Source organism: Ensifer sp. EB106-05-01-XG146 (assembly GCF_058791875.1).
Genome location: NZ_JBYTDX010000001.1, coordinates 3,253,089 through 3,278,988 on the forward strand (window position 1 = coordinate 3,253,089; position 25,900 = coordinate 3,278,988).

The following is a 25,900-nucleotide window of genomic DNA, read 5'->3' on the forward strand; positions in this document are numbered from 1 at the left end:
CCATTGAGCAATCCTTCGAAAGAACTGCGTAAATTCAAAGCGCTACGCCGGATCGACCGGCAGGTTGTCCTTCAGGAAAATTTCGATGCGGATGCGCTCCTGCGCCCCGATCACCGAAAGGCCGTCGGCGCGGGCCTTCAGCACCCGGATGGCGCTGCGCACCTCATGGCCGCCGTCCTGATTGAGGAGAGCGTCGAGCGTGCCGGAAAGAAGTGCCGCGCGGCTGTGCGGCGTCAGTTCATGGGCGATGGCGCAGACAGCCTTTTCGCGACCTGCCTTTTCCAGTGCCGCGATCAGGCCGCGATTGCCGGCGCCGAGACTGTAGATGCCGGCAAGCTCCGGTTGATCGGCGAGAAGGTTGGAGACGAGGCGATCGACCTCGGCCGGATCGTCATGGCCTTCGACGACGGGCAGCAGCCGGCGGCCAGGCGCACTTTCTGCCATGGCCGCGCCAAAACCTTCGAGACGGTCGCGATGGTCGCGCACCAGCATCGAGCCGGCTACGATCGCCACCGGGCCGTTTCGGCCACCGAGGAAACGCCCCATCAGGGTGCCGGCGGTCCGGCCGGCGGCAACGTTGTCGACACCGGCGAAATGATCGCGCGACGACCCCGGCAGGTCGGAAACCAACGTCACGACGGCGACGCCGTCTTCACGCAGCGCATCTACCGCACTGACGACCTCGGGCGCATCGATCGCAACGACCGCGACGCCGGCCGGGTCAAGCGCCCGCGCTTTATGAAGCGCTGCAGCTAACGCTTCCGGGTCGAAGGCCGGCACGGACAAGACCGTGATCGCCGTGCGCTCGACTGCCGAGCGCGCCTTCGCCGCCTCCACCTCGGCCGCAAGACCGCGCATGAAGGTGTTGTCGCCCTCCGGCAGGATGAAGACCAGCGGGTAGATCCGGCTCTTGGCGAGGTTGGCGGCGGCGACGTCGCGCACATAGCCGAGCGCTTCGATGGCGCGCTCGACCTTGTCGCGGGTGACACCACGCACGCCCGGCCGGTTGTTCAGAACCCGGTCGACGGTCGCGAGGCTGACCCCGGCTCTAGCAGCGATATCGTGAACTGTCGGGCGCATGTTTTCCTCCGGGTTCTGCCTTTAGAGGAATTTCTGATGTACGTAAATCAAAAATCCGCAAGACGTGGAAAACGGAGCGCCGCGCGGCTGTCCGGAGACAGGGGATTAGACACCTTAAATATTTGATTCAGATAGAGTTTTCGACCTAGGAAAGGCGCTTGCTGAAGGTATCGGTAAAGACAACCTCGCCATGGCTCTGTCCAGCCTCCGCCAGCGCCACGTCCATGAAGCCATCGGTAACGCGCACGACGCCAAAGCCGCCCATGTAAGCGGCCTTCGGCTTGATGAGATCGAGCCCGCCCTGGCGGTAGATCATTGCGGTTTCGTGCTGATGCCCGTGGAACAGGCCTATGACGTTGCTGCCTTTGACGGTGTCGAGCAGCGCCTGGCGCTGAGGGATGCTCCACCAATGCGGAGCGCCGTCGCCTTCGTCGTCGAAAGTCCTGGCCTTCGCATCCCAGACCTCCGTCGAAAAGGCGTCCCAGCCATAGTGCTGGAAGAGGATCACCGGCCGGCCGTCGGCGGCATAGGACGCCAGATCCTGTTTCAGCCAGGGCAGCGCATTGACCGCACCCTTGGTCTCGTCGCCGCCGAAGCGCTGCAACTGCACCAGATGCAGCCCGCCCCAGTCCCAGGAGTAGCAATCCGACAGCGGATCGTAGTTGGTGACCGGCACCGGAGGCTTGTAGAACACCGACTGGCGGTGGTTGAGCTCGACATAGTCGCGCAGTTCGCGGCGATACCAGTCGACATGCGGCGGGGGCCCATCCTGGTCGAGGTCGTGGTTGCCGAGGCCGACATAGACGGGCATGTGGACGTGGTCGGGTCCCGCCCCTTCCTGGTAGCGACTTGAGAATTGCTGCAACTGCCGCCCCTCGCGCGGCTGGCGCACCTGGCCGCCGCCGTCATCGGTGAGATCGCCGCCGAGCACCAGGCCGAGCGGCTTGCCGATCTCTCGCCCGGCGCTTGCAAGCCCGCTCGGCTTGCCGGCAACCGTCTCCGGCCAGCGCATGGCGTGCACGGCATTCAGCGCCGCGACGTGGCGCAGCAGATTTGCGTCCGTCTTGCCTTCGGCCGCGCAGTTGGGAGCAAGCCCTTCGATTGAAACGAGGCAGGCATGGATATCGTTGGAAAACAGGAATGTCGCGTCGATGGCCGGGACTGCGGCGCGGCTTCGGGAGGCAGCAAGCGCTGCCCCGAGACCGGCAAGGCCCGCAACGAATGATCGCCTGGATATGCCGTCAGAACCCGATCGCCGCATGCCGCTCCCCCTCTCACACTTGGGACAGAAGTGTGCCGCAAGGCGCGGCTCGCGTAAATCGAGAGTCGCGTCCTGCTTAAGAGGGGGAGCTAGTGACCGCCGCCGCTAGGGCCGACGCCCTCGGGCTTCTTGATCATCATGACGCCAAGGATCAGCGACAGGAACAGCACCGTCAGCAGCATGAAAATGTCGCCGAAGGACAGGATGATCGCCTGCTTCTGCGCCATGCCCGCAAGCTGCTTGATCGCGATCGTCGTGCCGTCGAGACCATGGGCGTTGAAGTTGGCGGCCATGTTGTTGAAGCGTTCCATGGCTTCGGGGTTACCCCACTGGATATGCTCGGCAAGGCGGGCATAGTGGAAGTCCTGGCGCTGGGTCAGGATCGTGTTGATAACCGCAAGCCCCACCGCGCCGCCGAGGTTACGGGTCAGGTTGAACAGGCCCGAGGCGCCGCGCATGCGCGCCGGCGGCATGGTGCCGAGCGCGATGTTGTTGATCGGCACCATGCACAGCATCAGCCCGACGCCGCGCAGGATCTGCGGGATGAACAGCTCGTAGAAGTCCCAGTCGGCCGTCAGGTGCCCCATGATCCAGGTGCCGCTGGCAAAGCTGGTGAAGCCGATCGTCATCAGCACGCGCGGATCGAGCTTGCCCGAGAGAATACCCGCGACCGGCGCCGTGAAGAACATGGCAAGGCCCGAGACGAACATGGTCTCGCCGATCATCAGCGAATCGTAGCCGCGGATACGGCCGAGATAGAGCGGATAGAGATAGGTGAGACCATAAAGGCCGATGCCCATGACGAAGGAGAACATCGAGCCGAAGGCGAAGTTTCGGTTGGCAAAGGCCCTGAGGTCGACGACCGGGAACTCCACCTTGAAGGCGCGGTAGAAGAACACGATGGCGGCAATCGCCGAAGCGACGGCACCGATGACAATGTGCTCGTCGTTGAACCAGTCGTTGGTGTTACCCTCTTCCAGCACGTATTCGAGCGCGCCGAGGAAGATCGCCATCGAGGCGAGACCCCACCAGTCGAACTTCTTGAACAGGCCAAGCTCCGGCTTGTCGAAGTCGATGAAGGTCCAGGTGAGCGTCGCAACGATGATGCCGGGAATGACGTTGACGAGGAACAGCCAGTGCCAGGAGAAGGCGTGGCTGAGATAGCCGCCGACCGTCGGACCGATGGTCGGGGCAAGCGTGGCGATCAGGCCGATGATCGGCGAGACGATGTTGCGCTTCGACGGCGGGAAGATGGTGAAGGCGGCCGCAAAGACCGACGGGATCATGCCGCCGCCGATGAAGCCCTGGATCGCGCGATAGACGATCATCTGGTCGATGTTCGTCGCGGTCGCCGCAAGCGCGCTTGCCGCGGTGAAGCCCGCCGCCGAAACCGAGAACAGCACACGCGTCGAGACGATGCGCGCCAGCGTGCCCGAGAGCGGGATCATGATGACTTCGGCAATGAGATAGGAGGTCTGCACCCAGCCGATCTCGTCGGAACCGGCCGAAAGGCCGGCCTGGATTTCGGCAAGCGAGGCCGAGACGATCTGGATGTCGAGGATGGCCATGAACATGCCGACGACCATGGCGAAGAAGGCGATCAGCCTCTTCGGGTCCATATGTTCCTCGACCTTCGGTGCGGCGGCCGCCACCGAGCCTGCTGTTGCCGTTGCGGCCATCTCAGCCACTCCTTGCATGGGCGCGCTTGGGCGCCAGCGTTCTGGACATGCGCGTTTCGCCGCGCCGGCGTTCCGGACTTCACCGCGCTCCGTAGCGCCGGGGTCTCGACAAAAGGCGCGCCCAAGGGCGCGCCGGCATTTCGTCCGCTTACTTGGTCGCGGCAACCTTGGTCTGATCCGGCGCTGTGCGCGTGTCGACGTCGACGACAACGCTCAAGCCCGCGCGCAGGTGACCTTCAGCCAGCACGTCGGCCGGCAGGGTGATGCGCACCGGCACGCGCTGGATCACCTTGGTGAAGTTGCCGGTGGCGTTTTCCGCCGGCAGCAGCGAGAAGACCGAACCGGAGGCCGGCGAGATCGAGGCGACCGTGCCTTCGATCGCATGATCCTCATAGGCGTCGACATGCACCTTCACCTTGGAGCCCGGCACCAGATGGGCGATCTGGGTCTCCTTAAAGTTGGCGTCGATATAGAGCTGGTCGACCGGAACCAGGGCGGCAAGCCGCTGGCCGGCCGACACGAGGTCGCCGACCTGCACCGCGACGTTGCCGACGATGCCGTCATAGGGCGCCTTCAGCACGGTGAAGCCGAGGTCGCGGTTGGCCTTGTCGCGCGCAAGCTCCAGCGAACGGATCTCGCTTTCGGCTTCCGTGCGCTGCGCTTCGAGAACGGTGATGCTGGCGTTGGCAGCGGCGATGTTGGCGTCTGCCCCGGCAAGATTTGCCCGTGCCTGGTCGAGCGCCACATCGGCGTTATCGAGCGAAGCGACGGTGCCAACGGCCTTGGACTGGAGGTCGCTCGCGCGCTTCTGCGCGAGCTCGGCGCCGCGCACCGTCGCTTCGAGAGCCTTCTTCTGCGCTTCGGTCTGGGCAAGGCTCGCCTTGGCGCCGGCGATCTGCGCATCGAAGCGGCTGAGCGCAAGCTTCTGGGTGGCAATCTTCGCCTCGGCCTGCTCGGCGGCGATGCGGTAGTCGCCGTCATCGAGCGTGACCAGCGGGTCGCCGGCCTTCACCTTCTGGTTGGCGACGGCGTCGACCTTGGCGACATAACCGGAAACCTTCGGCGAAATCGTCGCGATGTCGCCTTCGATATAGGCGTCATCGGTCGAGATCATGAAGCGGCCATTGGTCCACCAGTCGTAGCCATACCAGGCACCAGCAGCCAGAAGCGCCAGGCCGAGTACGGGAAGGATGGGCTTGCGCGCCTTCTTCTGCGGCGCGGCGGCTTCCTTTGCCGGAGCCGGCGCGACCGCCTGCTCCGCAGCGGGCGCCTTCGCCTCAAGCGCGGTTTCCTGCTGCACTTCGAAAGTCTCGTCGACGGGACGGACGCGGGCAGCGCTGGACGTGTTGGATGCGGACATTGGGCACCGGCCTGGTTAAGGATTGCTGAACGAACTGAACCGTTCGGTTCGATTGGAACTTGACATAGGCCCTTTCTGGTCGCATATCAAGAGGAAATCGAACCGCGTGGTTCGATGACTTAAATTTAATATGAGCAGGGCGGAAACAAGCGACCATCATGAGCGAGGCAAAGAACGGAACCCAGGACGTCATGCAGCCGGCAGCCGGCATGGATGAGGATCTCTGTTCGGGTGGCGGCCGTCACGCCGCCGGCGAGGATCCAGCCAAGCGTGAACAGATCCTCGAAGGCGCGCGACGCGCGTTCCTGAGCCAGGGTTTCGATGCCGCCAGCATGAACGACATCACCCGCGAGGCGGGCGTCTCCAAGGGCACGCTCTACGTCTATTTCGAGAACAAGGAAGACTTGTTCAAGGCACTGATCATAAAGGGCAAGACCCGGGTGGTCCAGACCGCCAAGCACGCGCTCAACGATCACGACGACGTCGAAGAATCACTCTACGATTTCGGCGTGACGCTGACGACGAGCATGACGGCGGAAGAGACGATCCGCTCCATGCGCATGGTGATCGGGGTGATCGACCGCATGCCGCATCTGGCCGAGCGCTTCTTCAGCGAAGCACCGGAGAACGGCTACACTGTGCTCAAGGCCTATCTCGACCGCCAGGTCCCGACCGGCGTGCTCGACATCGACAACACAGAAATGGCCGCCCGCCAGTTTATCGAGATGGCCCAAGCCGGCCTCTTCAAGCACCGGCTTTTCGGCGGCATGTGTTCGGCACCGCCGAAAGAACAGATCGAGGCGACGGTGACCGCCGCCGTCCGCGTCTTCATGTCCGCCTACGGTCCGAAGAAGAAGAAATAGGCGGACTGACGCCGAACCTCCTTCAGCCCTCCTGCGTTTCAATCGAGCAATTTCGATCAAGCGCGCCTTCAGCCGAGCCCCTATCAAAAGGGCGTTGCCAGGGGAGTGAAGATGAGTGCCATCGGACGGGCGGTCTGGTTCATCGAGAGCCATTTCGCAAAAGAGATATCGCTGGATGAAATCGCCGGGGCCGCGGGCCTTTCGCGCTTCCATCTTTCGCGCGTTTTCGGGCTGGTCACCGGCCGCTCGATCACCGCTTATATCCGCGGACGGCGTCTCAGCGATGCCGCCAGCGCGCTTGCCGATGGCTCCATCAGCATCCTCTCGGTGGCACTCGATGCGGGCTACAGCTCGCACGAGGCTTTCACCCGTGCCTTTCGCGACCAGTTCGGCGTGACACCCGAAACGGTTCGCAAGCAAAGGCACATTCGAAACATCGAGCTGATGGAGCCTTTAAGAATGGACGATACCCGCCTTCTCAAGATCGACCCGCCCCGCTTCGAAGACAGCCCGCCATTGCTTCTGGCGGGCCTTTCGGAAACCTACACCTACGGCCGCACCGAAGGCATCCCGTCGCTCTGGCAACGGTTCAATCGCCATTTCGGCGCGATACCCGGACAGAGAGGCGACATCGCCTACGGTGTGTGCACCGACAGCAACGGCGAGGCTGGCACCTTCCGCTACATGGCGGCGGCCGAAATCAGCGACGCCGACGACCTGGCGGAAGGCTTTTCGACGCTACGGCTGCCGAAGCAGCGCTACGCCGTCTTTCTGCATCGCGGGCACATCTCCGCGATCGCCAAAACCGCCGACTACGTCTTCGGCACATGGCTGCCCGAATCCGGACTGCAGCATGGAGAAACGCCCGACCTCATCGAACGCTATGATGCGCGCTTTGACCCGCATTCGGGCATGGGCGTGGTCGAAATGTGGATTCCTGTCAAATCGTAAACGGTAAAGCGCCGCTGCAATCGGGCAGCGGCGCTTGTCTCTTCCGCAATGTTTCTTAAATACTTTCGGCGATTCTTGCGCGTCGACGCGCCATCCCCCACAGCGCCGCGCGTCCATCGGACGCGCGGCGCTGTGGAACTTTTGAAGTGCTGAAAGAGAAAGATCGCCGATGCAGGATATCCTGTTGCTTGCTCAAGACCCCGCCGCCTGGGTCGCCCTCGTCACCCTGGTCGTCATGGAGGTGGTTCTCGGCATCGACAACCTGATCTTCATCTCGATCCTCACCAACAAGCTGCCTGTCGAGCATCGCGAAAAGGCCCGGCGCATCGGTATCGCCCTTGCCCTCGTCATGCGCCTTGCGCTGCTCGGCACGGTTGCCTGGATCGTCAAGCTGACGACGCCGGTGTTCGAGGCCTTCGGCCACGGCTTCTCCTGGAAGGACATGATCCTGATCGCCGGCGGCCTGTTCCTCGTCTGGAAGGCGACCAAGGAAATCCACCACAATGTCGATCCGGCCGATCACGGCGAGGACTTTATCGCCTCCTCGGCGATCAACAGCTTCGGCGCCGCGATCGCCCAGATCCTTTTGCTCGACCTCGTCTTCTCCGTCGACAGCATCATCACCGCCGTCGGCATGACACCGCACCTGCCGATCATGGTCATCGCCGTCATCGCCGCCGTCACGGTCATGCTCGTTGCCGCCAACCCGCTCGCCAACTTCATCGAGAAGAACCCGACGATCGTCATGCTGGCGCTCGCCTTCCTGCTGATGATCGGCACGACACTGATCGCCGAAGGCATGGGCCTGCATGTGCCGAAGGGTTACATCTACGCCGCCATGGCCTTCTCGGCGCTCGTCGAAATCCTCAACATGGTCGCGCGCAATGCGCGCCTGAGGAAGGCCGGAAAGCTCGACTGACGCGCCGGGCCGAAAACAATCCCGTCATGAGAAAGGCCCGCATCCAAGATGCGGGCCTTCTGCTTGCGGGAGTTCTGGAAGACGCGGAGCCCGGCTGACCGGCCGTCAACCGCGAGCCATCAGCGGCAAGACAAACGGGGTCGTTTCCTCTTTCCGCCAAGCTTGCCGGGGCCAGTCCCCACGCCTTCTGGTTGGACAACGCATCTCCTCAGGAAACGTTCCGATCCGGTTTCAGCCGCTCAAACATCCGGGCGATGGCCGACCTCGACCAGAATGTTGCCGGGTATCACTACGTAGAAAACATAGGCGCCGTGCCGATCGGCAGGCGGGATCACCTGGGCGCCGGATCCAAGCACCCGCTGATAGGCATCGTCGACGTCGGCCCGCACCGGCAGCAAAAAGCCTATGTGGTAGGTCTGGGTCCCGAGGCTGACCTGGTCGCCGCCGCCGAGCGCAGTGATCGGCGGGCTGACGACGAGCACCAGGCCGGAACCGTCCGTCAGGCGGAAAAAGGCATCGTTGCCGCGCTTTTCGACCAGCGTCAGGCCGAAATGATCGATGAGGAAGGACGCCGTTTCGGCAACGACAGGGCTATAGAGGTCGATATGGTTCAGTCGCATGTTTACAGTCTCCGTGTTCGAGAAACGCGGCGGACTGCGTCGATTGCATACACCCCGCCGCGGACCGATGCGATTGCATCGGAACCACGTCGCGGGTTCGAACGAGACGTTCGAGCAGAGCTTCGTTTAGAAAACCGAAGGGACCGGGCTTACCATATCCGGTCCTGCCTTTTTCGACGTCCCCTGCTTAGCGCAGAACGGCCAAGGACGGAAGACGGGGCGGCGATCAGTTCTTGCCGGCACCGGGGTCGATATGCTGGAGTTCCTGCAGATAGGCGTCGAGACGGTCGAACTTCTGCTCCCAGAAGCGACGATAGCCGTCGAGCCAGCTGTTGACGTCCTTCAGCGGAGCGGCTTCGAGCTTGCATGGTCGCCACTGCGCTTCGCGGCCACGGCTGATCAGCCCGGCGCGCTCGAGAACCTTGAGATGCTTGGAGACTGCCGGCAGGCTCATTTCGAAGGGCTCCGCCAGCTCGCCGACCGAGGCCTCTCCAAGTGCGAGGCGGGCGAGAATGGCCCTTCGCGTTGGATCGGCCAGGGCTGAGAGCGTCGTCGACAAGCGATCTTCCGGCATTTTCTAAAAAACCTTTCAGTTAAATAACCTTTTGGTTCATTAACGCCCGCTGGCGGCAGTGTCAACAAAAACCGGCGTGATCGGGTTTCCGTTGACATGATCGGCGTTCTATGGTCTCACGCGAGCCTATTGGAATAGCCTGCCGATACCGTTGTTGCGGCACCCTTGCGGGCCTTTCCTTCCCATAAAATGCGCGCCCCCGGCGGCCGGTTTCTTCTCCGGCAAGGGGCGAAAAGCACGTCAGACGGGCAAAGACCATGGCAAATTCAGCAGTCCGGGTACGCATCGCACCCTCCCCCACCGGCGAGCCGCATGTCGGCACCGCCTACATCGCTCTGTTCAACTACCTCTTCGCAAAGAAGCACGGTGGCGAGTTCATCCTGCGCATCGAAGACACCGATGCCACCCGCTCGACGCCCGAGTTCGAACAGAAGGTGCTGGACGCGCTGAAATGGTGCGGGCTCGAATGGTCGGAAGGTCCTGATGTCGGTGGTCCCTATGGTCCCTACCGCCAGAGCGACCGCAAGGACATGTACCGCCCCTACGTCGAGAAGATCGTCGAGAATGGTCACGGCTTCCGCTGCTTCTGCACGCCCGAGCGGCTCGAGCAGATGCGCGAGAGCCAGCGCGCCGCCGGCAAGCCGTCGAAGTATGACGGCCTGTGTCTCCACCTGTCCGCCGAAGAAGTGACCTCGCGCGTTGCCGCCGGCGAGCCGCATGTCGTGCGCATGAAGATCCCGACCGAGGGCTCGTGCAAGTTTACCGACGGCGTCTATGGCGACGTGGAAATTCCGTGGGATGCCGTCGACATGCAGGTCCTCTTGAAGGCCGACGGCATGCCGACCTACCACATGGCCAACGTCGTCGACGACCACCTGATGAAGATCACCCACGTCGCCCGCGGCGAGGAGTGGCTGGCCTCCGTGCCGAAGCACATCCTGATCTACCGCTATCTCGGCCTCGAGCCGCCGGTCTTCATGCACCTGTCGCTGATGCGCAATGCCGACAAGTCGAAGCTGTCGAAGCGCAAGAACCCGACGTCGATCTCGTACTACACGGCGCTTGGCTATCTGCCGGAAGCGCTGATGAACTTCCTCGGCCTGTTCTTCATCCAGATCGCCGAAGGCGAGGAGTTGCTGACGATCGAGGAACTGGCTGCAAAGTTCGACTCGGAGAACCTCTCCAAGGCCGGCGCGATCTTCGACATCCAGAAGCTCGACTGGCTGAACGCCCGCTGGATCCGCGAGAAGCTTTCGGAAGAAGAATTCGCCGCCCGCGTCCTTGCCTGGGCCATGGAAAACGACCGCCTGAAACAGGGCCTGAAGCTCAGCCAGTCGCGCATTTCGAAGCTCGGCGAACTGCCTGATCTCGCAAGCTTCCTCTTGAAGTCCGACCTCGGCCTCAAGCCCGAAGCCTTCGCCGGCGTCAAGTCGACGCCCGAAGAACTGCTCGAGATCCTCAACACCGTTCAGCCGGACCTTGAAAAGATCCTCGAATGGAACAAGGAATCGATCGAAGCCGAACTGCGCGCGGTCGCCGAGCGCATGGGCAAGAAGCTGAAGGTGATCCTGGCGCCGCTCTTCGTGTCTGTGTCCGGCTCGCAGCGCTCGCTGCCGCTGTTCGACAGCATGGAAATCCTCGGCCGCGCCGTGGTCCGCCAGCGCCTCAAGGTCGCGTCCCAGGTGGTCGCCTCCATGGCCGGTAGCGGAAAGTAAGGAGAGCACGATGAACGACAAGACCGAGACCACTGGCCTCTCCTCCGACGCCACGGAAGTGCGCGCACAGAAGCTGAAGCTTTTGCGCGAGCAGATCGGCGACGTCTATCCGGCGCATTTCCACCGGACGATGAGCAATGCCGAGCTGACCGCAAAGTACGAGAGCCTGGAGCCGGACACCGAGACCCAGGATGTCGTGACCGTTGCCGGCCGCGTCTATTCCTCGCGCAACTCCGGCATGTTCATGGACATCCATGACGCCTCCGGCAAGATCCAGATCTTCAGCCACAAGGACACCACGCCGGAAGACGCCCGCGCGCTGCTGCCGATGATCGACATCGGCGATATCATCGGCGTGACCGGCGTCGTTCGCCGCACCAAGCGTGGTGAGCTGACGATCAACGCCCAGGCAATCACCATGCTGACGAAGTCGCTGCTGCCGATGCCCGAAAAGTGGCACGGCCTCTCCGACATCGAGATCCGCTACCGCAAGCGCCACCTCGACATCATGACCAACGAGGAATCGAAGCTGCGCTTCCAGCAGCGCAGCAAGATCGTCTCGGGCATCCGCCGCTTCATGGAAAACGACGGCTTCATGGAAGTCGAAACGCCGATGCTGCACTCGGTCTACGGCGGCGCCACCGCCGAGCCGTTCAAGACGCATCACAACACGCTGAAGCTCGACATGTTCCTGCGCATCGCGCCGGAACTGTACCTGAAGCGCACGCTGGTTTCGGGCCTCACCGACAAGGTCTTCGAGATCAACCGCAACTTCCGTAACGAAGGCGTCTCCACCCGGCACAATCCGGAATTCACCATGATGGAGTGCTACTGGGCCTATGCCGACTACGAGGACATCATGGACCTCGTCGAGCGGCTGTTCGGTGAGCTTGCCATGGCGATCCACGGCTCGACCGAGTTTGCCTATGGCGACAAGGAAATCTCCTTCAAGGGTCCGTTCCGCCGCGTGCCGATGCCCGACGCTGTCAAGGAAGCGACCGGCATCGACTTCCTGGCGATGAAGACCGACGAAGAAGCCCGCGCTGCCGCCAAGGCTGCCGGCTTCGAGGTCGAGAAGGACTGGACCTGGGGCGAGTGCCTCGCCTTCATCTTCGAAGAGAGGGTCGAAGGCACGCTGATCCAGCCGGCCCACGTCACGCATTTCCCGAAGGACATCTCGCCCTTTGCCAAGGAAGTGCCGGGCGAACCGCGCCTCGTCGAGCGTTTCGAGACCTATTGCAACGCCTGGGAACTGGGCAACGCCTTCTCCGAACTCAACGATCCGGAAGAGCAGCGCGCCCGGATGGTCGAGCAGCTGGAACAGGCGCACGCCCGCGGAGAAAAGGCCAAGCAGCTCGACGACGAGTTCCTTGACGCGATCGACCAGGGCATGCCGCCGGCCGGTGGCCTCGGCATCGGCGTCGACCGCCTGATCATGCTGCTCACCAACGCACCGTCGATCCGCGACGTCATCCTCTTCCCGGCCCGCCGGCAGAAGGCTGACTGATCAAGGTCGCAAAACCCACGAACACGAAGGCCCGCCGCTCACGCGCCGGGCCTTTTTTCAATTCTCAGAAAGAACGGATTACCGAACGTAACCCGGGCCTAGTGGCCCGCAGGCGCCTCGGCGGTCTCGGCCGGCTTGGCCTCCTGCTCACCGGCGCCGCCCTCGGCGCTCACGCCATCGGCCGGTGCGGCCGACGGGTCGATGCATGGCGAATGGTCGTCCATGGCCGCCATCATCGCGCGGATGTCGTCCATCGAAAGGTCGACGGTCTTGCCATGGAAGACGCCGACAGAATTTGCCGTGCCGTCATTGTAGAACGCCCGAAACGTCTCGCTCATGCCCGGAACGCTCCGCGGACCGGGGGCGAAGAGCACCTCCGCACCGATCGCCGCACCGCGCACGTCAGCCCGGTTTTCGGGACCTGCGGAATCGAGCACGACGACCTGATAGAGATCTGCCCGCTCGGCCTTCGCCAGGGCGCCCACGACGCGCAACGCCGTGCGCATGCGCGCCTGGCCGTCGGCGCGGTCGGTCTTGACGTGCATGCGGATCCAGCGCTGGCCGTTGTGGCCGAGCTTCAACGTGCGAATGGTCGTACACTCGAGGCCCGAAACCTTCGGCTTGGAAAGTTCCGCCATGAGCGCATCGCGGCTGACATAGACGGCAGCACCGCCCGAAGCGGCGGAAACACCGAAAGCCGCCGTGAGAATGACGAGCAGTCTCTTTGATGGCCTGATCTTGCCGAGGATAGCCTTCACGAGCGTGGACTCCGCCATCATATCCAGAAATTGCAGAAAGCCCGGAACGGGCAGCACAACATTAGGCGCGCGACCTTTCGGAAAGTTTAAATTGCGGTAGCGATCTGCCGGCAACCCGCAAGACACCGGCGGGTGGCAGATCAACAGACAGGAGGCCGGTGATTGTGCGCCGGCCTCCTGCCTGAAGCATGCACGCCGATCAGTCGACGGCGATATCGATCCGGTCGCGGCACTCGCGATAAGGCGAAAGATGCACCTTGCCCGAGGCATCGATCCACCGGCGGTTTTCGACGCAATTGGCGCCCGACTTCGTCAGGATGACCTTGGGGCGCCGCCGGTTGTAGCTGTCGTTGGCATGGGTGAAGGAACCGATGCCGGCATACCAGTCGCTGCTGTCGGAAGAACCGTGTCCGCCACCACCGCCACCGCGGCCCTTGCCACCGGCACTTTGGGCAAAGGAGGGAGCGGCAAACGACGTTGCCGCGGTGACGACGATCATGGAAACAAGGACCAGCCGATGCATGACATTACCTCCCGATTGACTGGATGAGCCGTTCCCATCCACACGCAAAGCTTGCCATGCTCGCCCGGTTGGTGATGTTCCCATGGAAACCATGGCCAGAGGCACGGCCGCTCCTCGCGTCAACCCGGATGGCGATTGACATTCGCGGCCATCTTGCCTCCATTGCGAGCCGTCAAACACAAGAACAAGAAAAGAAGAACGAGAATGCATAAAGTCATCTTTGATACGGATCCGGGCATCGACGATGCAATGGCGCTGCTTTTCCTGCACCGTCACCCGGCCATCGACCTGATCGGCATCACCACCGTATTCGGCAACGCCTCGGTCGAAACCACTACCCGCAACGCGCTGTTCCTGAAGCAGCGTTGGGGCATCGGTGCGCCCGTCGCCAAGGGTCTCGACAAGACTTTCAATCCCGACCGCCCGCATGTCGGCTGGCCGACCTTCATCCACGGTGACGATGGCCTCGGCAACATCGACGTGCCCGAGACGGTCGACCTGCCGGTCGATCCGCGCCCGGCGCACCGCTTCATCATCGACACCGTTCGCGCCCATCCCGGCGAAGTGACGCTGATCGCCGTTGGCCGCATGACCAACCTGGCGCTGGCGCTGCGCGAGGATCCCGATTTCGCAGCGCTCGTGCGCGAAGTCGTCATCATGGGTGGCGCCTTCGACGTCAACGGCAACATCACGCCGGCTGCCGAGGCCAACATCCACGGCGACCCGGAAGCCGCCGACGTCGTCATGACGGCCCCCTGGCCGGTCACCGTCGTTGGCCTCGACGTCACCACCCAGACCGTGATGACCAAGGCGATGATCGCCGATATCGCCGAACGCGGCGGCGACGCCGGCAAGCTGCTTGCCGATATCTCGAAATTCTACGTCACCTTCTACGAGCAGCACGTGCCCGACGGCATGGTCGTGCATGACAGCTGCGCCTGCGCCTATGTCGTGGCGCCCGACCTCTTCACCGTCAGGAGCGGATCGATCCGTGTCGTCTGCGGCGGCATTGCCGACGGCCAGACGATCCAGAGCCCCGACAACCGTTTGTTCCCGCCAAGCCCCTGGGACGATCTTCCGAGCCAGAAGGCCTGCATCGACATCGATGCCGCCCGCACGCTGAAGCTCATTATCGACACGCTGGTTCTGCCCGGCTGAACCTGATCGAGGCGCAGCAAATGTTGCGCCTTGAAAAACTTGAACAAGACGGCTGGCGAATGCGCATTCGCCGGCTATCTTTCAGTCCATGAAACCGGACGCCCTGCTCTACCCCGCCCCCAAAGGCCTCTATTGCCCGATCGGTGACTTCTACATCGACCCGGTTCAACCGGTCGAAAGGGCGCTGATCACACACGGCCATTCCGACCATGCCCGCGCGGGGCACGGCCACGTGCTCGCCACCCGCGAGACCCTCGACATCATGCGCATCCGCTACGGCGACGACTTCTGCGGCACGAGCCAGGCGATCAGCCTCGGTGAACCCCTTGTCGTCAATGGCGTCGACGTGGGCTTCCATCCGGCCGGTCATGTACTCGGCTCGGCGCAGATCTCCGTTCGTGCAAACGGCGTGCGCATCGTCGCGTCTGGCGACTACAAGCGACGACGGGATCCGACCTGCGCCGGCTTCGAGCCGGTCGCCTGCGATGTCTTCATCACCGAAGCGACCTTCGGCCTGCCGGTCTTCCACCACCCGGACGATCGCGCGGAAACCCGCAAATTGCTGACGTCGCTCGCCCAGTTTCCCGAGCGCACGCACGTGGTCGGTGCCTATGCGCTCGGCAAGGCGCAGCGGGTGATCGCACTCCTGCGCGAAGAGGGGTATCACCAGCCGATCTTCATCCATGGCGCCCTGCAACGGCTGTGCGACTACTATCAGAGCCAGGGCATCGACCTCGGCGACCTGCGCCCGGCAACGCTTGCCGCCGACGAAAAGCAGGATTTCAGGGGCACGATCGTGATCGGCCCGCCCGCCGCCTTCGCCGATCGCTGGTCGCGGCGCTTCTCCGACCCGATTGCCAGTTTCGCTTCCGGCTGGATGTTGATCCGGCAACGAGCGAAACAGCGGGGCGTCGAGCTGCCATTGATCATCTCCGACCATTGTGACTGGGCCGAACTGACGGCAACGATCACCGAGATCGCGCCGGCCGAGGTCTGGGTCACGCACGGACGCGAGGAAGCGCTGGTGCGCTGGTGCGAGCTCAAGGGCATCGCCGCCCGCCCGCTTCACCTCGTCGGCTACGACGACGAGGGAGAGTGACGAGATGCGCGCCTTCGCCGAACTGCTCGACCGCCTCGTCCTCAGCCCGCAGCGCAATGCCAAGATCCGCCTGCTTGTCGATTACTTCCGGACCGCGCCGGATCCGGATCGCGGCTATGCGCTCGCGGCGATCGCCGGCACGCTGTCGCTCAACACCGTCAAGCCGGCGATGATCCGCGACCTCTTGCTCGAACGCATGGACGCGGTGCTTTTCCAGTATTCCTACGACTATGTCGGTGACCTCGCCGAAACGGTGTCGCTCGTCTGGGAGCCGCCTACCGGCACCGTAGAGGCGGACATTCCGCTTGGCGAGGCCATCGAGCGTCTGCAAAGGACCGGACGGGCCGATGTGCGCGGCGTCGTTCGCGACATGCTCGACCGATTGGATACGTCGGCGCGCTTCGCCTTCCTCAAACTTGTGACGGGCGGCCTTCGCATCGGGGTATCGGCGAAGCTCGCCAAGCAGGCGCTCGCCGACATGGGCGGCAAGGACGTCGCCGAGATCGAGACCCTCTGGCACGGCCTGTCGCCGCCCTATCTGCCGCTCTTCCGCTGGCTTTCGGGCGAGGCGGAAAAGCCCGAGCTTTCGACGCCGGCCGTCTTTCATTCGGTCATGCTCGCCAATCCTGTCGGCGACGGCGATCTCGACGGGCTCGACCCCAAGGACTTCGCTGCCGAATGGAAGTGGGACGGGATCCGCGTGCAGCTTGCCAATATCGGCGGCGTGCGCCGGCTCTATTCCCGCAGTGGCGACGAGATTTCCGGCGCCTTTCCCGACGTCCTGGAGGCCGCCGACTTCACCGGGGTGATCGATGGCGAACTGCTCGTCGGCGGCACCGCGCGCACCAACCGCGCAACCCGAACTTTCGCCGACCTGCAGCAACGGCTGAACCGCAAGACGGTCAGCCCTAAGCTCATCGAGACCTATCCGGCCTTCGTCCGCGCCTATGACATTCTCTTCTCAGGCGAAGAGGACGTTCGCCCACTGGGTTTCGTCGAACGACGCGCGCGGCTCGCCGACCTCGTCGAGCGCGCCTCGCCGCAGCATTTCGACCTGTCGCCGCTGGTGCCCTTCGCGTCCTGGCAAGAACTCGACAGCCTGCGCGCCGACCCGCCCGATCCGGTGATCGAGGGCATCATGCTGAAACGGCTGGATTCGCCCTATACGCCGGGCCGCGCCAAAGGCCCGTGGTTCAAGTGGAAGCGCGCGCCCTTCAACATCGACGCGGTGCTGATGTATGCCCAGCGCGGCCACGGCAAGCGCTCGAGCTACTACTCCGATTACACCTTCGGCGTCTGGACCGACATCGACGGAAAGGAAACGCTGGTACCGGTCGGCAAGGCCTATTTCGGCTTCACCGACGCCGAACTGGAAATTCTCGACCGTTTCGTCCGGGACAATACGACCGAGCGCTTCGGGCCGGTGCGCGCCGTCAGGGCCGAGCCCGAGTTCGGTTTCGTTGTCGAGGTCGCCTTCGAGGGTATCAACCGCTCGAGCCGCCACAAGTCGGGCGTCGCCATGCGCTTCCCGCGCATCGCGCGCCTGAGACAGGACAAGCTGCCGCGTGACGCCGACCGGCTGGAGACGCTGCAGGCGATGATCGAGGCGCGGGAGAATACCTAGCTTCGCGGAACATCCGGCGCTGCCTCGCGTTGGCCAGGGCAACCAACCGAAAGGCGATGTGCCATGCCAGCCCAGTCGAAAGCCCAACAGCGTGCAGCCGGCGCTGCCCTTGCCGCCAAGCGCGGCGACGTCAAGAAATCCAGCCTCAAGGGCGCCTCGCGCGAAATGGAAAAATCCATGAGCGAAGGTGAACTCGAAGACCTTGCAGAAACCAAGCACAAGAAGCTGCCCGAGCACAAAGGTGACTGAGACGCGAAGGAATAAAAGCGGAACCTAAAACAAGGTTTATTAAGACCCTTTTGGGATTATCCGGCTCAAGACATAGCCATTCGCGTGCCGCCGGGGTGTTTCGTGCCTGCCAGACATGCTTTCAACCTCGGGATGAAGAGGCTCGCCAGGGTTTTGACGCCGAGCTATCTTCCGGCGATCATTGCCGCCTTCGTGGTTCTGGTCGCTGGCATCCTTGCGGACAACCAGAACCAGGTGGTCGACGAGGCGCGCCAGCGCGCGCGCGTCGCCGAGGAACTCAATCCCATCCGCTCCAAGCTCGAGGCCAACGTCAACGGCAACATCCAGCTCGTGCGCGGGCTGATCGGCACGCTGGTCACCGAGCCGGCAATGGATCAGCAGCGCTTCGCCGCGCTGTCGCGCAGCGTCTTCACCGAGCGCTCGCAATTGCGCAGCATCGCGGCTGCGCCCAATCTGATCGTCTCGCTCGTCTACCCGCTCGAACAAAATCGCCGCGCACTCGGCCTCGACTACCGCCGGAACGAAGCGCAGCGCGCCGCCGTCATGCGCGTAAAGGACACCGGCCAAATGGTGCTTGCCGGGCCTGTCGATCTCGTCCAGGGCGGCAAAGGGCTGATCGGCCGCTTCCCCGTATCGATCGACGCCGGCGGCGGCAGCAACCGCTTCTGGGGCATCGTCTCGGCCATCATCGACGTGGACCGGCTCTATCGCGACAGCGGCCTTTCTTCCGATGAACTCGGCATAGACGTCGCCATTGCCGGTCAGGACGGCACAGGCGCGCAAGGTCCGGTCTTTTACGGCGACGCCAATATTTTCCGTGGCTCGCCGGTCGAAATGACCGTGCTCCTACCCGGCGGTTCCTGGCATATCGCAGCCGTTCCGAAGGGCGGTTGGCCGACGACGGCGGGCAACGCCTGGCTCATCCGCGGCCTCATCGTCATCGGCGGACTGATGATCATCCTGCCGATGGTGTTGACCGGGCGCCTCTTGAGCGAGCGGCAAGGCAACATTCGTGCGCTCAGATACAGCAAGGCGCAGCTCCAGGAACTGTCCCATCGGCTGAAGATCGCGCTCGACTCCTCCCAGATCGGCATCTGGGAACTCGACATCGCCAGCAAGAAGCTGCTCTGGGACGAGCGGACCAAGGAACTCTATGGGCAAAAGACGTCGTTGCGTCAGGCCTATGACGACTGGAAGGACGCGCTGCACCCGGACGACCTCGACCGCGCCGAGCGGGAATTTGCCGAGGCGCTGGAATCCGGGCTCGCCTACAATTCCGACTTCCGCGTTCGCCTGCCCGACGGCAGCACGCGCCACATCCGGGCCAACGGCTCCTTCTATATCGGCGCCGACGGGCACAGGAAGATCGTCGGGGTCAACTGGGACGTGACCGCCGACTTCGAAACCCGCGAAACGCTTTTCGAAGCCAAGCGCACGGCCGAGGCGCACAGCGTCGAACTCGAAGCGGCGCGCCATCGCATGGAGTTCAACGCGCTGCACGATCCGCTGACCGGCCTGCCAAACCGGCGTTTCCTCGACCAGGTCCTGGCCGATCGCGACCGGCATTTCGCGCGGGAGGCGAAACTCAGCATCTTCCACATGGACCTCGACCGCTTCAAGCAGATCAACGATACGCTCGGCCACGCGGCGGGTGACGAGATCCTGCGGCATGCCGCCGAGCTTCTGCGCGGCAATGCCGACGAAAAGGACTTCGTCGCCCGCATCGGCGGCGACGAATTCGTGCTCGTCCGCCAGGATGGAGGCATCGAGCCGGATGCCCGGCTGGCGTCACGCATCATCGAGGCGATGAGCGTGCCCGTCCGCTACAAGGACCAGGAGTGCCGCATCGGCGTCAGCATCGGCATCGCCGCCCAAAGCCAGACGAGCGAAGAGCTGTCGCACGTGCTCGTCAACGCCGACATCGCGCTCTATGAAGCCAAGCGCCGCGGCCGCAACCGCCACGAGATCTTTACCGGCGAACTGAAGACGGCTGTCTTCAAGACCAAGCAGACGGCCGACGAGATCCTGCGCGGGCTCGAACACAACGAATTCATCGCGTATTTCCAGCCGCAGTTCTGCCCGCGCTCGCTCGACATCATCGGTGTCGAGGCGCTGGCGCGCTGGGACCATCCGACCAAGGGCCTGCTCGGCCCACACACGTTCCTGAAGACGGCCGAAGACATCAATGTTGTGGCCGCGATCGACCAGGCGATCCTGGAGCAGGCGCTGTTCCAGATCTATCGCTGGGAAGCAAGCGGCATTCGTATCCCCAAAGTCTCTGTCAATCTCTCCTATGCCCGGCTTCACGACGAAAATCTGATCGAGCGCCTGGAACAGTTGCAGATCCCGGCCGGCCGCCTGTCGTTTGAACTGTTGGAATCGATCTCCTTCGACGAAAGCGACATGACGGTCCTGTCGAACATCCGCCGGATCAAGGAACTCGGCATCGCCATCGAGATCGACGATTTCGGCACCGGCTATGCATCCATCGTCAGCCTGCTGAAGCTGACGCCGCGGCGCTTGAAGATCGACCGCCAGCTCGTCCTGCCGATCCTCAAATCCCCAGCCGAAAAGCGTCTGGTCGAGTCCATCATCGACATCGGCACGTCGCTCGGCATCGAAGTGATCGCCGAAGGCGTCGAGACCCTCGAACACGCGGCCATCCTGAAGGAACTCGGCTGCCATGGGCTGCAAGGTTATGCTTTCGCGCGGCCCATGAGCGCCAACGACCTTGCGACCTTCGCCTTCGAGCGTCGGTGGCTGGCAGCCTGAGAGGCTTCGGCCACAGCTAAAAAGCGCAGGTGCGTGCATTTTTCGCAGGCTTGAGGCTTGGCAGCCCTGCCGCGAATCGCCATAAAAACAATTGCCTGCCTCCACATTCTTGGGAATGGCGGCATCACCTGCGGCAGTCGCTGATGCGACCGCCCTTTCGGGCCTCTAGAGTGTCCCGCTTCAAGTGGAACCACTGAAAGCGGAAAAGATGCTCTAGAATCAAAATCCTGGTGCGTCCCTTGTGCATTCTTTTGGAAAGCACGGCGCTCGGGTGCCCGCTCTCCATGAACCCGAACGAAGGGAACGGTACGATCGAATACGCGGGAAAATTGCTTTCTGTCTTCATTCTCGCCCCATTTGTGGGAAGCCTCCTTGCAATCTTCTTTCCGCCCGATCAGCGCGGTGCGACAGCCTGGTTTGCAGGAGCGATCGCGCTCCTTTGTTTCCTCGTCGCCGCCGGCCTCTATCCCTTCGTCACCTCGGGCGGCGTCCTGCGCTATGACATCGCCTGGCTGCCGGAACTCGGCCTCAACTTCACGCTCCGGATGGACGGCTTCGCCTGGCTCTTCACGGTTCTGGTAACCGCGATCGGCGTGCTCGTGGTGCTTTACGCCCGCTACTATATGGCCGCGGAAGACCCGGTGCCGCGCTTCCTGTCGCTTTTCCTCGCCTTCATGGGCTCGATGCTCGGCGTCGTGCTTTCAGGCAATCTCATCCTGCTCGCCGTTTTCTGGGAACTGACGAGCATCGTCTCCTTCCTTTTGATCGGCTACTGGCACCACAATGCCCACGCCCGTGACGGCGCCCGCATGGCGCTGACCGTAACCGGCACAGGCGGCCTCTGCATGCTCGTCGGCCTTCTGCTGATGGGTCGCATCGTCGGCAGCTACGATCTCGACGTGGTGCTCGCCTCCGGCGACCTCATCCGCAACTCGCCGCTCTACATGCCGGTACTGATTCTGGTGCTGCTCGGGGCGCTGACGAAGAGCGCGCAGTTCCCGTTCCATTTCTGGCTGCCGCACGCGATGTCGGCGCCGACGCCGGTTTCGGCCTATCTGCATTCGGCAACCATGGTGAAGGCAGGCGTCTTCCTCTTGGCGCGCCTCTGGCCGGTCATGGCCGGCACCGAGGCCTGGTTCTGGATCGTTGGCCTTGCCGGTCTTTCGACGCTGCTGCTCGGCGCCTATTTCGCCATCTTCCAGCAGGACCTCAAGGGCCTGCTCGCCTATTCCACTATCAGCCATCTCGGCCTGATCACCGTGCTCCTGAGCCTCGGCAGCCCGCTGGCCGCGGTCGCCGCGGTCTTCCACATCGTCAACCACGCGACCTTCAAGGCGTCGCTGTTCATGGCGGCCGGCATCATCGACCACGAGACCGGAACGCGCGACATGCGCAAGCTCGGAGGGCTGATCAGGTACATGCCTGGAACGGCGGTACTCGCCATGGTCGCGAGCGCGGCCATGGCTGGCGTACCACTCTTGAACGGCTTCATCTCGAAGGAAATGTTCTTCGCCGAAGCGATCGAAACGCACCAGGCCAACATTCTCGATACGATGACGCCCTATGTCGCGACGCTCGCCGGCATGTTTGCCGTTACCTATTCGCTGCGCTTCATCCACAGCGTCTTCTTCGGCAAGACGCCGGAGGACCTGCCCAAGGTGCCGCACGAGCCGCCGCGCTGGATGCGTGTGCCGATCGAGTTCCTGGTGCTCGCCTGCCTCGTCGTCGGCATCATTCCGGCGATCACCATCGGCCCGTTCCTGCACACGGCTGTCGTCTCCATTCTCGGCGCCAACACGCCCTATTACAGCCTTTCCGTCTGGCACGGCTGGAACCTGCCGCTGATCATGAGCTTCGTCGCTCTTGCCGGCGGCATCGGTCTCTACTTCCTGATGCGCAACTACCTCGCCACCAGCGTCGAGGGGCCACCGATCTTCCGCCTGCTGCACGGCCAGCGCATCTTCGAGCGCGTGCTGGTAACGCTCTCCTGGAAATGGGCGCGTTCGCTGGAGCAGCGCCTCGGCACGCGGCGGCTGCAGCCGCAGATGCGCTTCCTCGTCTTCATCGCGATCGCCGCCGGCGCGCTGCCGCTGCTTCTCAATCATTTCGAGCTGCCGCCGCTTCTCGTGCGCAGCATCGATCCGGCCTTTGCCCTCCTCTGGGCGGTCGGCATCGCCTGTGCCATCGGTGCTGCGATCCTGGCGAAGTTCCACCGGCTGGCGGCACTCGTGCTGCTCGGCGGCGCCGGGCTCACCACCTGCCTCACCTTCGTCTGGCTTTCGGCGCCGGATCTGGCGGTTACACAGCTCCTCGTCGAGATCGTCACGACGGTGCTGATCCTGCTCGGCCTGCGATGGCTGCCGAAGCGCATCGAGGACACCGAGGAAACCGAGCTCTTGTCGCTGAAGGTCCGCTTCCGGCGCCTGCGTGACTTCCTGCTGGCGGTCGTCGCCGGCGGCGGCGTGGCGCTGATCGCCTATACGATCATGACCCGGCCCATGCCTGACACGATCGCGAGCTACTTCCTCGAGCGCGCCTACAAGGAGGGCGGCGGCACCAATGTCGTCAACGTCATCCTCGTCGACTTCCGCGGCTTCGACACGCTCGGCGAGATCGCGGTGCTGGCGATCGTCGCGCTTACCGTCTTCGCCCTGCTGCTGCGCTTCCGCCCGCAGGCCGACAGCCTGGAGGCTCCGGAACAGCAGCGCGTCCAGAACGCCTTCGACGACGATCACCCGGATCGCAACAAGGGTGACAGCGTGGCTGAATACCTGTTCGTGCCATCGGTGATCATGCGTTGGATGTTCCCGGTCATCGGCATGCTCGCAGCCTACCTCTTCCTGCGCGGCCATGACCTGCCGGGCGGAGGCTTTGCTGCCGGCATCGCCATGTCGATCGGCTTCATCCTGCAATACATGTCCGGCGGAACCCGCTGGGTCGAGGAGCGCCTGCGCATCCATCCGCTGCGCTGGATGAGCATCGGGCTTCTGGTGGCCGCTGCGACCGGCATCGGCTCCTGGTTCTTCGGCTATCCGTTCCTGACATCGCATTCGCAATACGTGACGCTGCCGATCATCGGCAAGTTTCCTCTGGCGAGCGCCCTGTTCTTCGATCTCGGCGTCTTCTCGCTGGTGCTCGGCGCAACCGTGCTGATCCTCATCGCGCTCGCCCACCAGTCGATCCGCGCGCCGCGAGCCCATGCACGCGCCATGCGAAAGGAGGCACGCTGATGGAGATCATTCTCTCTGCCGCAATCGGCGTGCTTACGGCATCCGGCGTCTACCTGCTTTTGCGCCCGCGCACCTACCAGGTGATCATCGGCCTCTCGCTGCTCTCCTATGCGGTCAATCTCTTCATCTTCGGCATGGGGCGCCTTCGCGTGAACGCGCCGCCGGTGCTGGAGCCAGGTGGTGTCGGCGATCTCAGCCGCTTCACCGATCCGGTGCCGCAGGCCCTGGTGCTGACAGCGATCGTCATCGGCTTTGCCATGACCGCGCTCTTCCTCGTCGTGCTGCTCGCCTCGCGCGGCTTCACCGGCACCGACCACGTCGACGGCAGGGAGCAGCGCCATGACTAACTGGATGCACCACCTGCTGATCCTGCCGATCCTGCTGCCGCTGATGGTCGGCGCCGCGATGATCCCGATCGACGAGCGCAACCGCTCGCTCAAGGGTGTGCTGAGCTTCGTCTCGACGCTCGCGCTCTTCATCCTCTCGATCGTGCTGATGCGGATCGCCTCGATGGATGGGGCGCCCGCAGGCAACGGCGTCTATCAGCTCGGCAACTGGCCCGCCCCTTTCGGCATCGTGCTGGTGCTCGACCGCCTTTCGGCACTGATGCTGTGCCTGACGAGCGGACTGGCGCTTGCCGCCCAGGCCTATTCGATCGCGCGCTGGCACACCGCGGGCCATCATTTCCATTCGCTGTTCCAGCTCTTGATCGCCGGCCTCAACGGCTCGTTCCTGACCGGTGACCTTTTCAACCTCTTCGTCTTCTTCGAGATCATGCTGGCGGCGTCCTACGGGCTGCTGCTGCACGGCTCCGGGCCGCTGCGCGTCAAGGCCGGTCTGCACTATGTCGCGATCAACCTCGCCGCCTCCTCGCTCTTCCTGATCGGCGTCAGCCTGATCTATGGCGCGACTGGCACGCTCAACATGGCCGATCTCTCCATGAAGCTGGCGACGCTCTCGCCGGAGGATCGCCAGATGGTCGAGGTCGGTGCCGGCGTGCTCGGCGTGGCCTTCCTGGTGAAGGCCGGCATGTGGCCCTTGAGCTTCTGGCTGCCGACGGCCTATGCAGCCGCGACGCCGCCGGTCGCCGCCGTCTTTGCGATCCTCACCAAGGTCGGCATCTATGTCATCCTCAGGCTGTCGCTGCTGGTCTTCGGCGCGAGTGCCGGCGCGTCTGCCGGTTTCGGCCAGCCGATCCTGCTTGCCGGCGGCCTGCTGACGATCGCCTTCGGCGCCATCGGCGTGCTCGCATCGCAGGCCATGGGCCGCCTCGCCGCCTATTCGGTGCTGGTCTCCTCCGGCACCCTGCTCGCCGCCATCGGCCTCGGCCACCCAAGCATGATCGCCGGTGCGCTCTTTTACCTCGTCAGCTCGACACTGACGATCGCCGCCTTCTTCCTGCTGATCGAACTGGTCGAGCGCGGACGTGACGCCGGCGCCGACGTTCTTGCGGTGACGATGGAAGCCTACGGCGACGCCGACGAGGACGAGGAGGAAGAAGAAGTCGGCTCGGCGATCCCCGGCACGATGGCGATCCTCGGCCTGTGCTTCTGCCTTTGCGCCCTCTTGCTGGCCGGCCTGCCACCGCTCTCCGGCTTCGTCGCCAAGTTCGCGATCCTCGGCGGTCTCTTCGGCCTGTCGGGAGCGGAAGCCGCCCCGGCGGTCTCCGCCGCCGACTGGACCTATGTCACGCTGCTGATCGTTTCCGGTCTCGCCGCGATGATCGCAATGAACCGCGTCGGCATCCGCACCTTCTGGGCGTCGATCGAAAACACCGTGCCGCGCGTCGTAGTCATCGAGATCACCCCCGTCGTCGTGTTGCTCGCTGCCTGCATCTTCTTAAGCGTGCAGGCCGGGCCGGCGATGCGCTACATGCAGGCAACAGCGGATTCGCTGTTCGATCCTGCGGGTTATACGGAACGGGTGCTCTCAGCGCCGCGGGCGGGAGGGCAATAGGC

At 63.5% G+C, this 25,900-nt stretch carries 21 protein-coding genes; 13 read left to right on the forward strand and 8 right to left on the reverse strand.

The features are described from left to right. Positions 1–42: 42 nt before the first annotated feature. From AC3WVQ_RS16195 to AC3WVQ_RS16210, 4 genes are all read right to left on the reverse strand, one after another. Positions 43–1,080 (reverse strand): LacI family DNA-binding transcriptional regulator, encoded by a 1,038-nt coding sequence (locus AC3WVQ_RS16195; RefSeq protein WP_090297996.1) that lies wholly within the window; start codon positions 1,078–1,080, stop codon positions 43–45. Between the two features lie 145 nt (positions 1,081–1,225). Further along, on the reverse strand, positions 1,226–2,341 hold the full coding sequence (locus AC3WVQ_RS16200; RefSeq protein WP_060530583.1) for a metallophosphoesterase: 1,116 nt from the start codon (positions 2,339–2,341) through the stop codon (positions 1,226–1,228). An 89-nt stretch (positions 2,342–2,430) separates the two neighbouring features. After that, positions 2,431–4,020 (reverse strand): DHA2 family efflux MFS transporter permease subunit, encoded by a 1,590-nt coding sequence (locus AC3WVQ_RS16205; protein WP_089044924.1) that lies wholly within the window; start codon positions 4,018–4,020, stop codon positions 2,431–2,433. Between the two features lie 148 nt (positions 4,021–4,168). Further along, positions 4,169–5,380 carry an HlyD family secretion protein gene (locus AC3WVQ_RS16210; protein WP_034787034.1) on the reverse strand — a complete coding sequence of 404 codons (1,212 nt, stop codon included), beginning with the start codon at positions 5,378–5,380 and terminating at the stop codon, positions 4,169–4,171. 191 nt (positions 5,381–5,571) lie between these two features. Between AC3WVQ_RS16210 and AC3WVQ_RS16215 the strand changes: the two genes are divergently transcribed. From AC3WVQ_RS16215 to AC3WVQ_RS16225, 3 genes are all read left to right on the forward strand, one after another. Next, positions 5,572–6,243, forward strand: a complete 672-nt coding sequence (locus AC3WVQ_RS16215; protein WP_226020723.1) for a TetR/AcrR family transcriptional regulator — start codon at positions 5,572–5,574, stop codon at positions 6,241–6,243. Positions 6,244–6,354: 111 nt separating this feature from the next. Then, complete coding sequence (locus tag AC3WVQ_RS16220; protein WP_034787039.1) at positions 6,355–7,194, forward strand: AraC family transcriptional regulator; 840 nt, start codon at positions 6,355–6,357, stop codon at positions 7,192–7,194. 169 nt (positions 7,195–7,363) lie between these two features. After that, positions 7,364–8,113: a TerC family protein gene (locus tag AC3WVQ_RS16225; RefSeq protein WP_034787044.1), complete on the forward strand. Its 750-nt coding sequence runs from the start codon at positions 7,364–7,366 to the stop codon at positions 8,111–8,113. 239 nt (positions 8,114–8,352) lie between these two features. Here the strand turns inward: AC3WVQ_RS16225 and AC3WVQ_RS16230 are convergent, their stop codons facing one another. Next, positions 8,353–8,733, reverse strand: a complete 381-nt coding sequence (locus tag AC3WVQ_RS16230) for a VOC family protein (protein ID WP_060581256.1) — start codon at positions 8,731–8,733, stop codon at positions 8,353–8,355. A 226-nt stretch (positions 8,734–8,959) separates the two neighbouring features. Beyond that, complete coding sequence (locus tag AC3WVQ_RS16235) at positions 8,960–9,307, reverse strand: ArsR/SmtB family transcription factor (RefSeq protein WP_043618487.1); 348 nt, start codon at positions 9,305–9,307, stop codon at positions 8,960–8,962. Between the two features lie 257 nt (positions 9,308–9,564). On the opposite strand from AC3WVQ_RS16235, the gene gltX reads away from it, so the two are divergent. Further along, positions 9,565–11,022 carry a glutamate--tRNA ligase gene (gltX, locus tag AC3WVQ_RS16240; protein ID WP_090298001.1) on the forward strand — a complete coding sequence of 486 codons (1,458 nt, stop codon included), beginning with the start codon at positions 9,565–9,567 and terminating at the stop codon, positions 11,020–11,022. 10 nt (positions 11,023–11,032) lie between these two features. Continuing rightward, complete coding sequence (gene lysS, locus AC3WVQ_RS16245) at positions 11,033–12,529, forward strand: lysine--tRNA ligase (RefSeq protein WP_090298004.1); 1,497 nt, start codon at positions 11,033–11,035, stop codon at positions 12,527–12,529. 98 nt (positions 12,530–12,627) lie between these two features. Here lysS and AC3WVQ_RS16250 read toward each other — a convergent pair whose 3' ends face one another. Next, entirely contained in the window at positions 12,628–13,287 is a 660-nt protein-coding gene (locus AC3WVQ_RS16250; RefSeq protein WP_090298101.1) for a hypothetical protein, read from the reverse strand. A 199-nt stretch (positions 13,288–13,486) separates the two neighbouring features. Further along, the gene (locus AC3WVQ_RS16255; protein WP_492382869.1) at positions 13,487–13,810 is read right to left on the reverse strand and encodes a hypothetical protein; all 324 of its coding nucleotides are present in this window, start codon (positions 13,808–13,810) and stop codon (positions 13,487–13,489) included. A gap of 204 nt (positions 13,811–14,014) precedes the next feature. Between AC3WVQ_RS16255 and AC3WVQ_RS16260 the strand changes: the two genes are divergently transcribed. From AC3WVQ_RS16260 to AC3WVQ_RS16295, 8 genes are all read left to right on the forward strand, one after another. Further along, positions 14,015–14,968 (forward strand): nucleoside hydrolase, encoded by a 954-nt coding sequence (locus AC3WVQ_RS16260; protein ID WP_089044921.1) that lies wholly within the window; start codon positions 14,015–14,017, stop codon positions 14,966–14,968. An 88-nt stretch (positions 14,969–15,056) separates the two neighbouring features. After that, complete coding sequence (locus AC3WVQ_RS16265) at positions 15,057–16,067, forward strand: ligase-associated DNA damage response exonuclease (protein WP_060517502.1); 1,011 nt, start codon at positions 15,057–15,059, stop codon at positions 16,065–16,067. A gap of 4 nt (positions 16,068–16,071) precedes the next feature. Then, entirely contained in the window at positions 16,072–17,691 is a 1,620-nt protein-coding gene (locus AC3WVQ_RS16270; RefSeq protein WP_090298007.1) for a cisplatin damage response ATP-dependent DNA ligase, read from the forward strand. A 63-nt stretch (positions 17,692–17,754) separates the two neighbouring features. Continuing rightward, positions 17,755–17,940 carry a DUF3008 family protein gene (locus AC3WVQ_RS16275; RefSeq protein WP_089044918.1) on the forward strand — a complete coding sequence of 62 codons (186 nt, stop codon included), beginning with the start codon at positions 17,755–17,757 and terminating at the stop codon, positions 17,938–17,940. Positions 17,941–18,072: 132 nt separating this feature from the next. Next, positions 18,073–20,712: a bifunctional diguanylate cyclase/phosphodiesterase gene (locus AC3WVQ_RS16280; protein ID WP_090298010.1), complete on the forward strand. Its 2,640-nt coding sequence runs from the start codon at positions 18,073–18,075 to the stop codon at positions 20,710–20,712. A gap of 284 nt (positions 20,713–20,996) precedes the next feature. Beyond that, positions 20,997–23,942: a monovalent cation/H+ antiporter subunit A gene (locus AC3WVQ_RS16285; RefSeq protein WP_090298012.1), complete on the forward strand. Its 2,946-nt coding sequence runs from the start codon at positions 20,997–20,999 to the stop codon at positions 23,940–23,942. Continuing rightward, on the forward strand, positions 23,942–24,289 hold the full coding sequence (locus tag AC3WVQ_RS16290; protein WP_034787081.1) for a Na+/H+ antiporter subunit C: 348 nt from the start codon (positions 23,942–23,944) through the stop codon (positions 24,287–24,289). The genes AC3WVQ_RS16285 and AC3WVQ_RS16290 overlap by 1 nt, the downstream gene beginning before the upstream one ends. Continuing rightward, the gene (locus AC3WVQ_RS16295; RefSeq protein ID WP_090298015.1) at positions 24,282–25,898 is read left to right on the forward strand and encodes a monovalent cation/H+ antiporter subunit D; all 1,617 of its coding nucleotides are present in this window, start codon (positions 24,282–24,284) and stop codon (positions 25,896–25,898) included. The genes AC3WVQ_RS16290 and AC3WVQ_RS16295 overlap by 8 nt, the downstream gene beginning before the upstream one ends. The last annotated feature ends 2 nt before the right edge of the window (positions 25,899–25,900 follow it).

Bases quoted from the DNA above. Each gene is read 5' to 3' on its own strand.
- AC3WVQ_RS16195 (WP_090297996.1), bottom strand. From the start codon at position 1,080: ATGCGCCCGACAGTTCACGATATCGCTGCTAGAGCCGGGGTCAGCCTC.
- AC3WVQ_RS16200 (WP_060530583.1), bottom strand. From the start codon at position 2,341: ATGCGGCGATCGGGTTCTGACGGCATATCCAGGCGATCATTCGTTGCG.
- AC3WVQ_RS16205 (WP_089044924.1), bottom strand. From the start codon at position 4,020: ATGGCCGCAACGGCAACAGCAGGCTCGGTGGCGGCCGCCGCACCGAAG.
- AC3WVQ_RS16210 (WP_034787034.1), bottom strand. From the start codon at position 5,380: ATGTCCGCATCCAACACGTCCAGCGCTGCCCGCGTCCGTCCCGTCGAC.
- AC3WVQ_RS16215 (WP_226020723.1), top strand. From the start codon at position 5,572: ATGCAGCCGGCAGCCGGCATGGATGAGGATCTCTGTTCGGGTGGCGGC.
- AC3WVQ_RS16220 (WP_034787039.1), top strand. From the start codon at position 6,355: ATGAGTGCCATCGGACGGGCGGTCTGGTTCATCGAGAGCCATTTCGCA.
- AC3WVQ_RS16225 (WP_034787044.1), top strand. From the start codon at position 7,364: ATGCAGGATATCCTGTTGCTTGCTCAAGACCCCGCCGCCTGGGTCGCC.
- AC3WVQ_RS16230 (WP_060581256.1), bottom strand. From the start codon at position 8,733: ATGCGACTGAACCATATCGACCTCTATAGCCCTGTCGTTGCCGAAACG.
- AC3WVQ_RS16235 (WP_043618487.1), bottom strand. From the start codon at position 9,307: ATGCCGGAAGATCGCTTGTCGACGACGCTCTCAGCCCTGGCCGATCCA.
- gltX (WP_090298001.1), top strand. From the start codon at position 9,565: ATGGCAAATTCAGCAGTCCGGGTACGCATCGCACCCTCCCCCACCGGC.
- lysS (WP_090298004.1), top strand. From the start codon at position 11,033: ATGAACGACAAGACCGAGACCACTGGCCTCTCCTCCGACGCCACGGAA.
- AC3WVQ_RS16255 (WP_492382869.1), bottom strand. From the start codon at position 13,810: ATGCATCGGCTGGTCCTTGTTTCCATGATCGTCGTCACCGCGGCAACG.
- AC3WVQ_RS16260 (WP_089044921.1), top strand. From the start codon at position 14,015: ATGCATAAAGTCATCTTTGATACGGATCCGGGCATCGACGATGCAATG.
- AC3WVQ_RS16265 (WP_060517502.1), top strand. From the start codon at position 15,057: ATGAAACCGGACGCCCTGCTCTACCCCGCCCCCAAAGGCCTCTATTGC.
- AC3WVQ_RS16270 (WP_090298007.1), top strand. From the start codon at position 16,072: ATGCGCGCCTTCGCCGAACTGCTCGACCGCCTCGTCCTCAGCCCGCAG.
- AC3WVQ_RS16275 (WP_089044918.1), top strand. From the start codon at position 17,755: ATGCCAGCCCAGTCGAAAGCCCAACAGCGTGCAGCCGGCGCTGCCCTT.
- AC3WVQ_RS16280 (WP_090298010.1), top strand. From the start codon at position 18,073: ATGAAGAGGCTCGCCAGGGTTTTGACGCCGAGCTATCTTCCGGCGATC.
- AC3WVQ_RS16285 (WP_090298012.1), top strand. From the start codon at position 20,997: ATGAACCCGAACGAAGGGAACGGTACGATCGAATACGCGGGAAAATTG.
- AC3WVQ_RS16290 (WP_034787081.1), top strand. From the start codon at position 23,942: ATGGAGATCATTCTCTCTGCCGCAATCGGCGTGCTTACGGCATCCGGC.
- AC3WVQ_RS16295 (WP_090298015.1), top strand. From the start codon at position 24,282: ATGACTAACTGGATGCACCACCTGCTGATCCTGCCGATCCTGCTGCCG.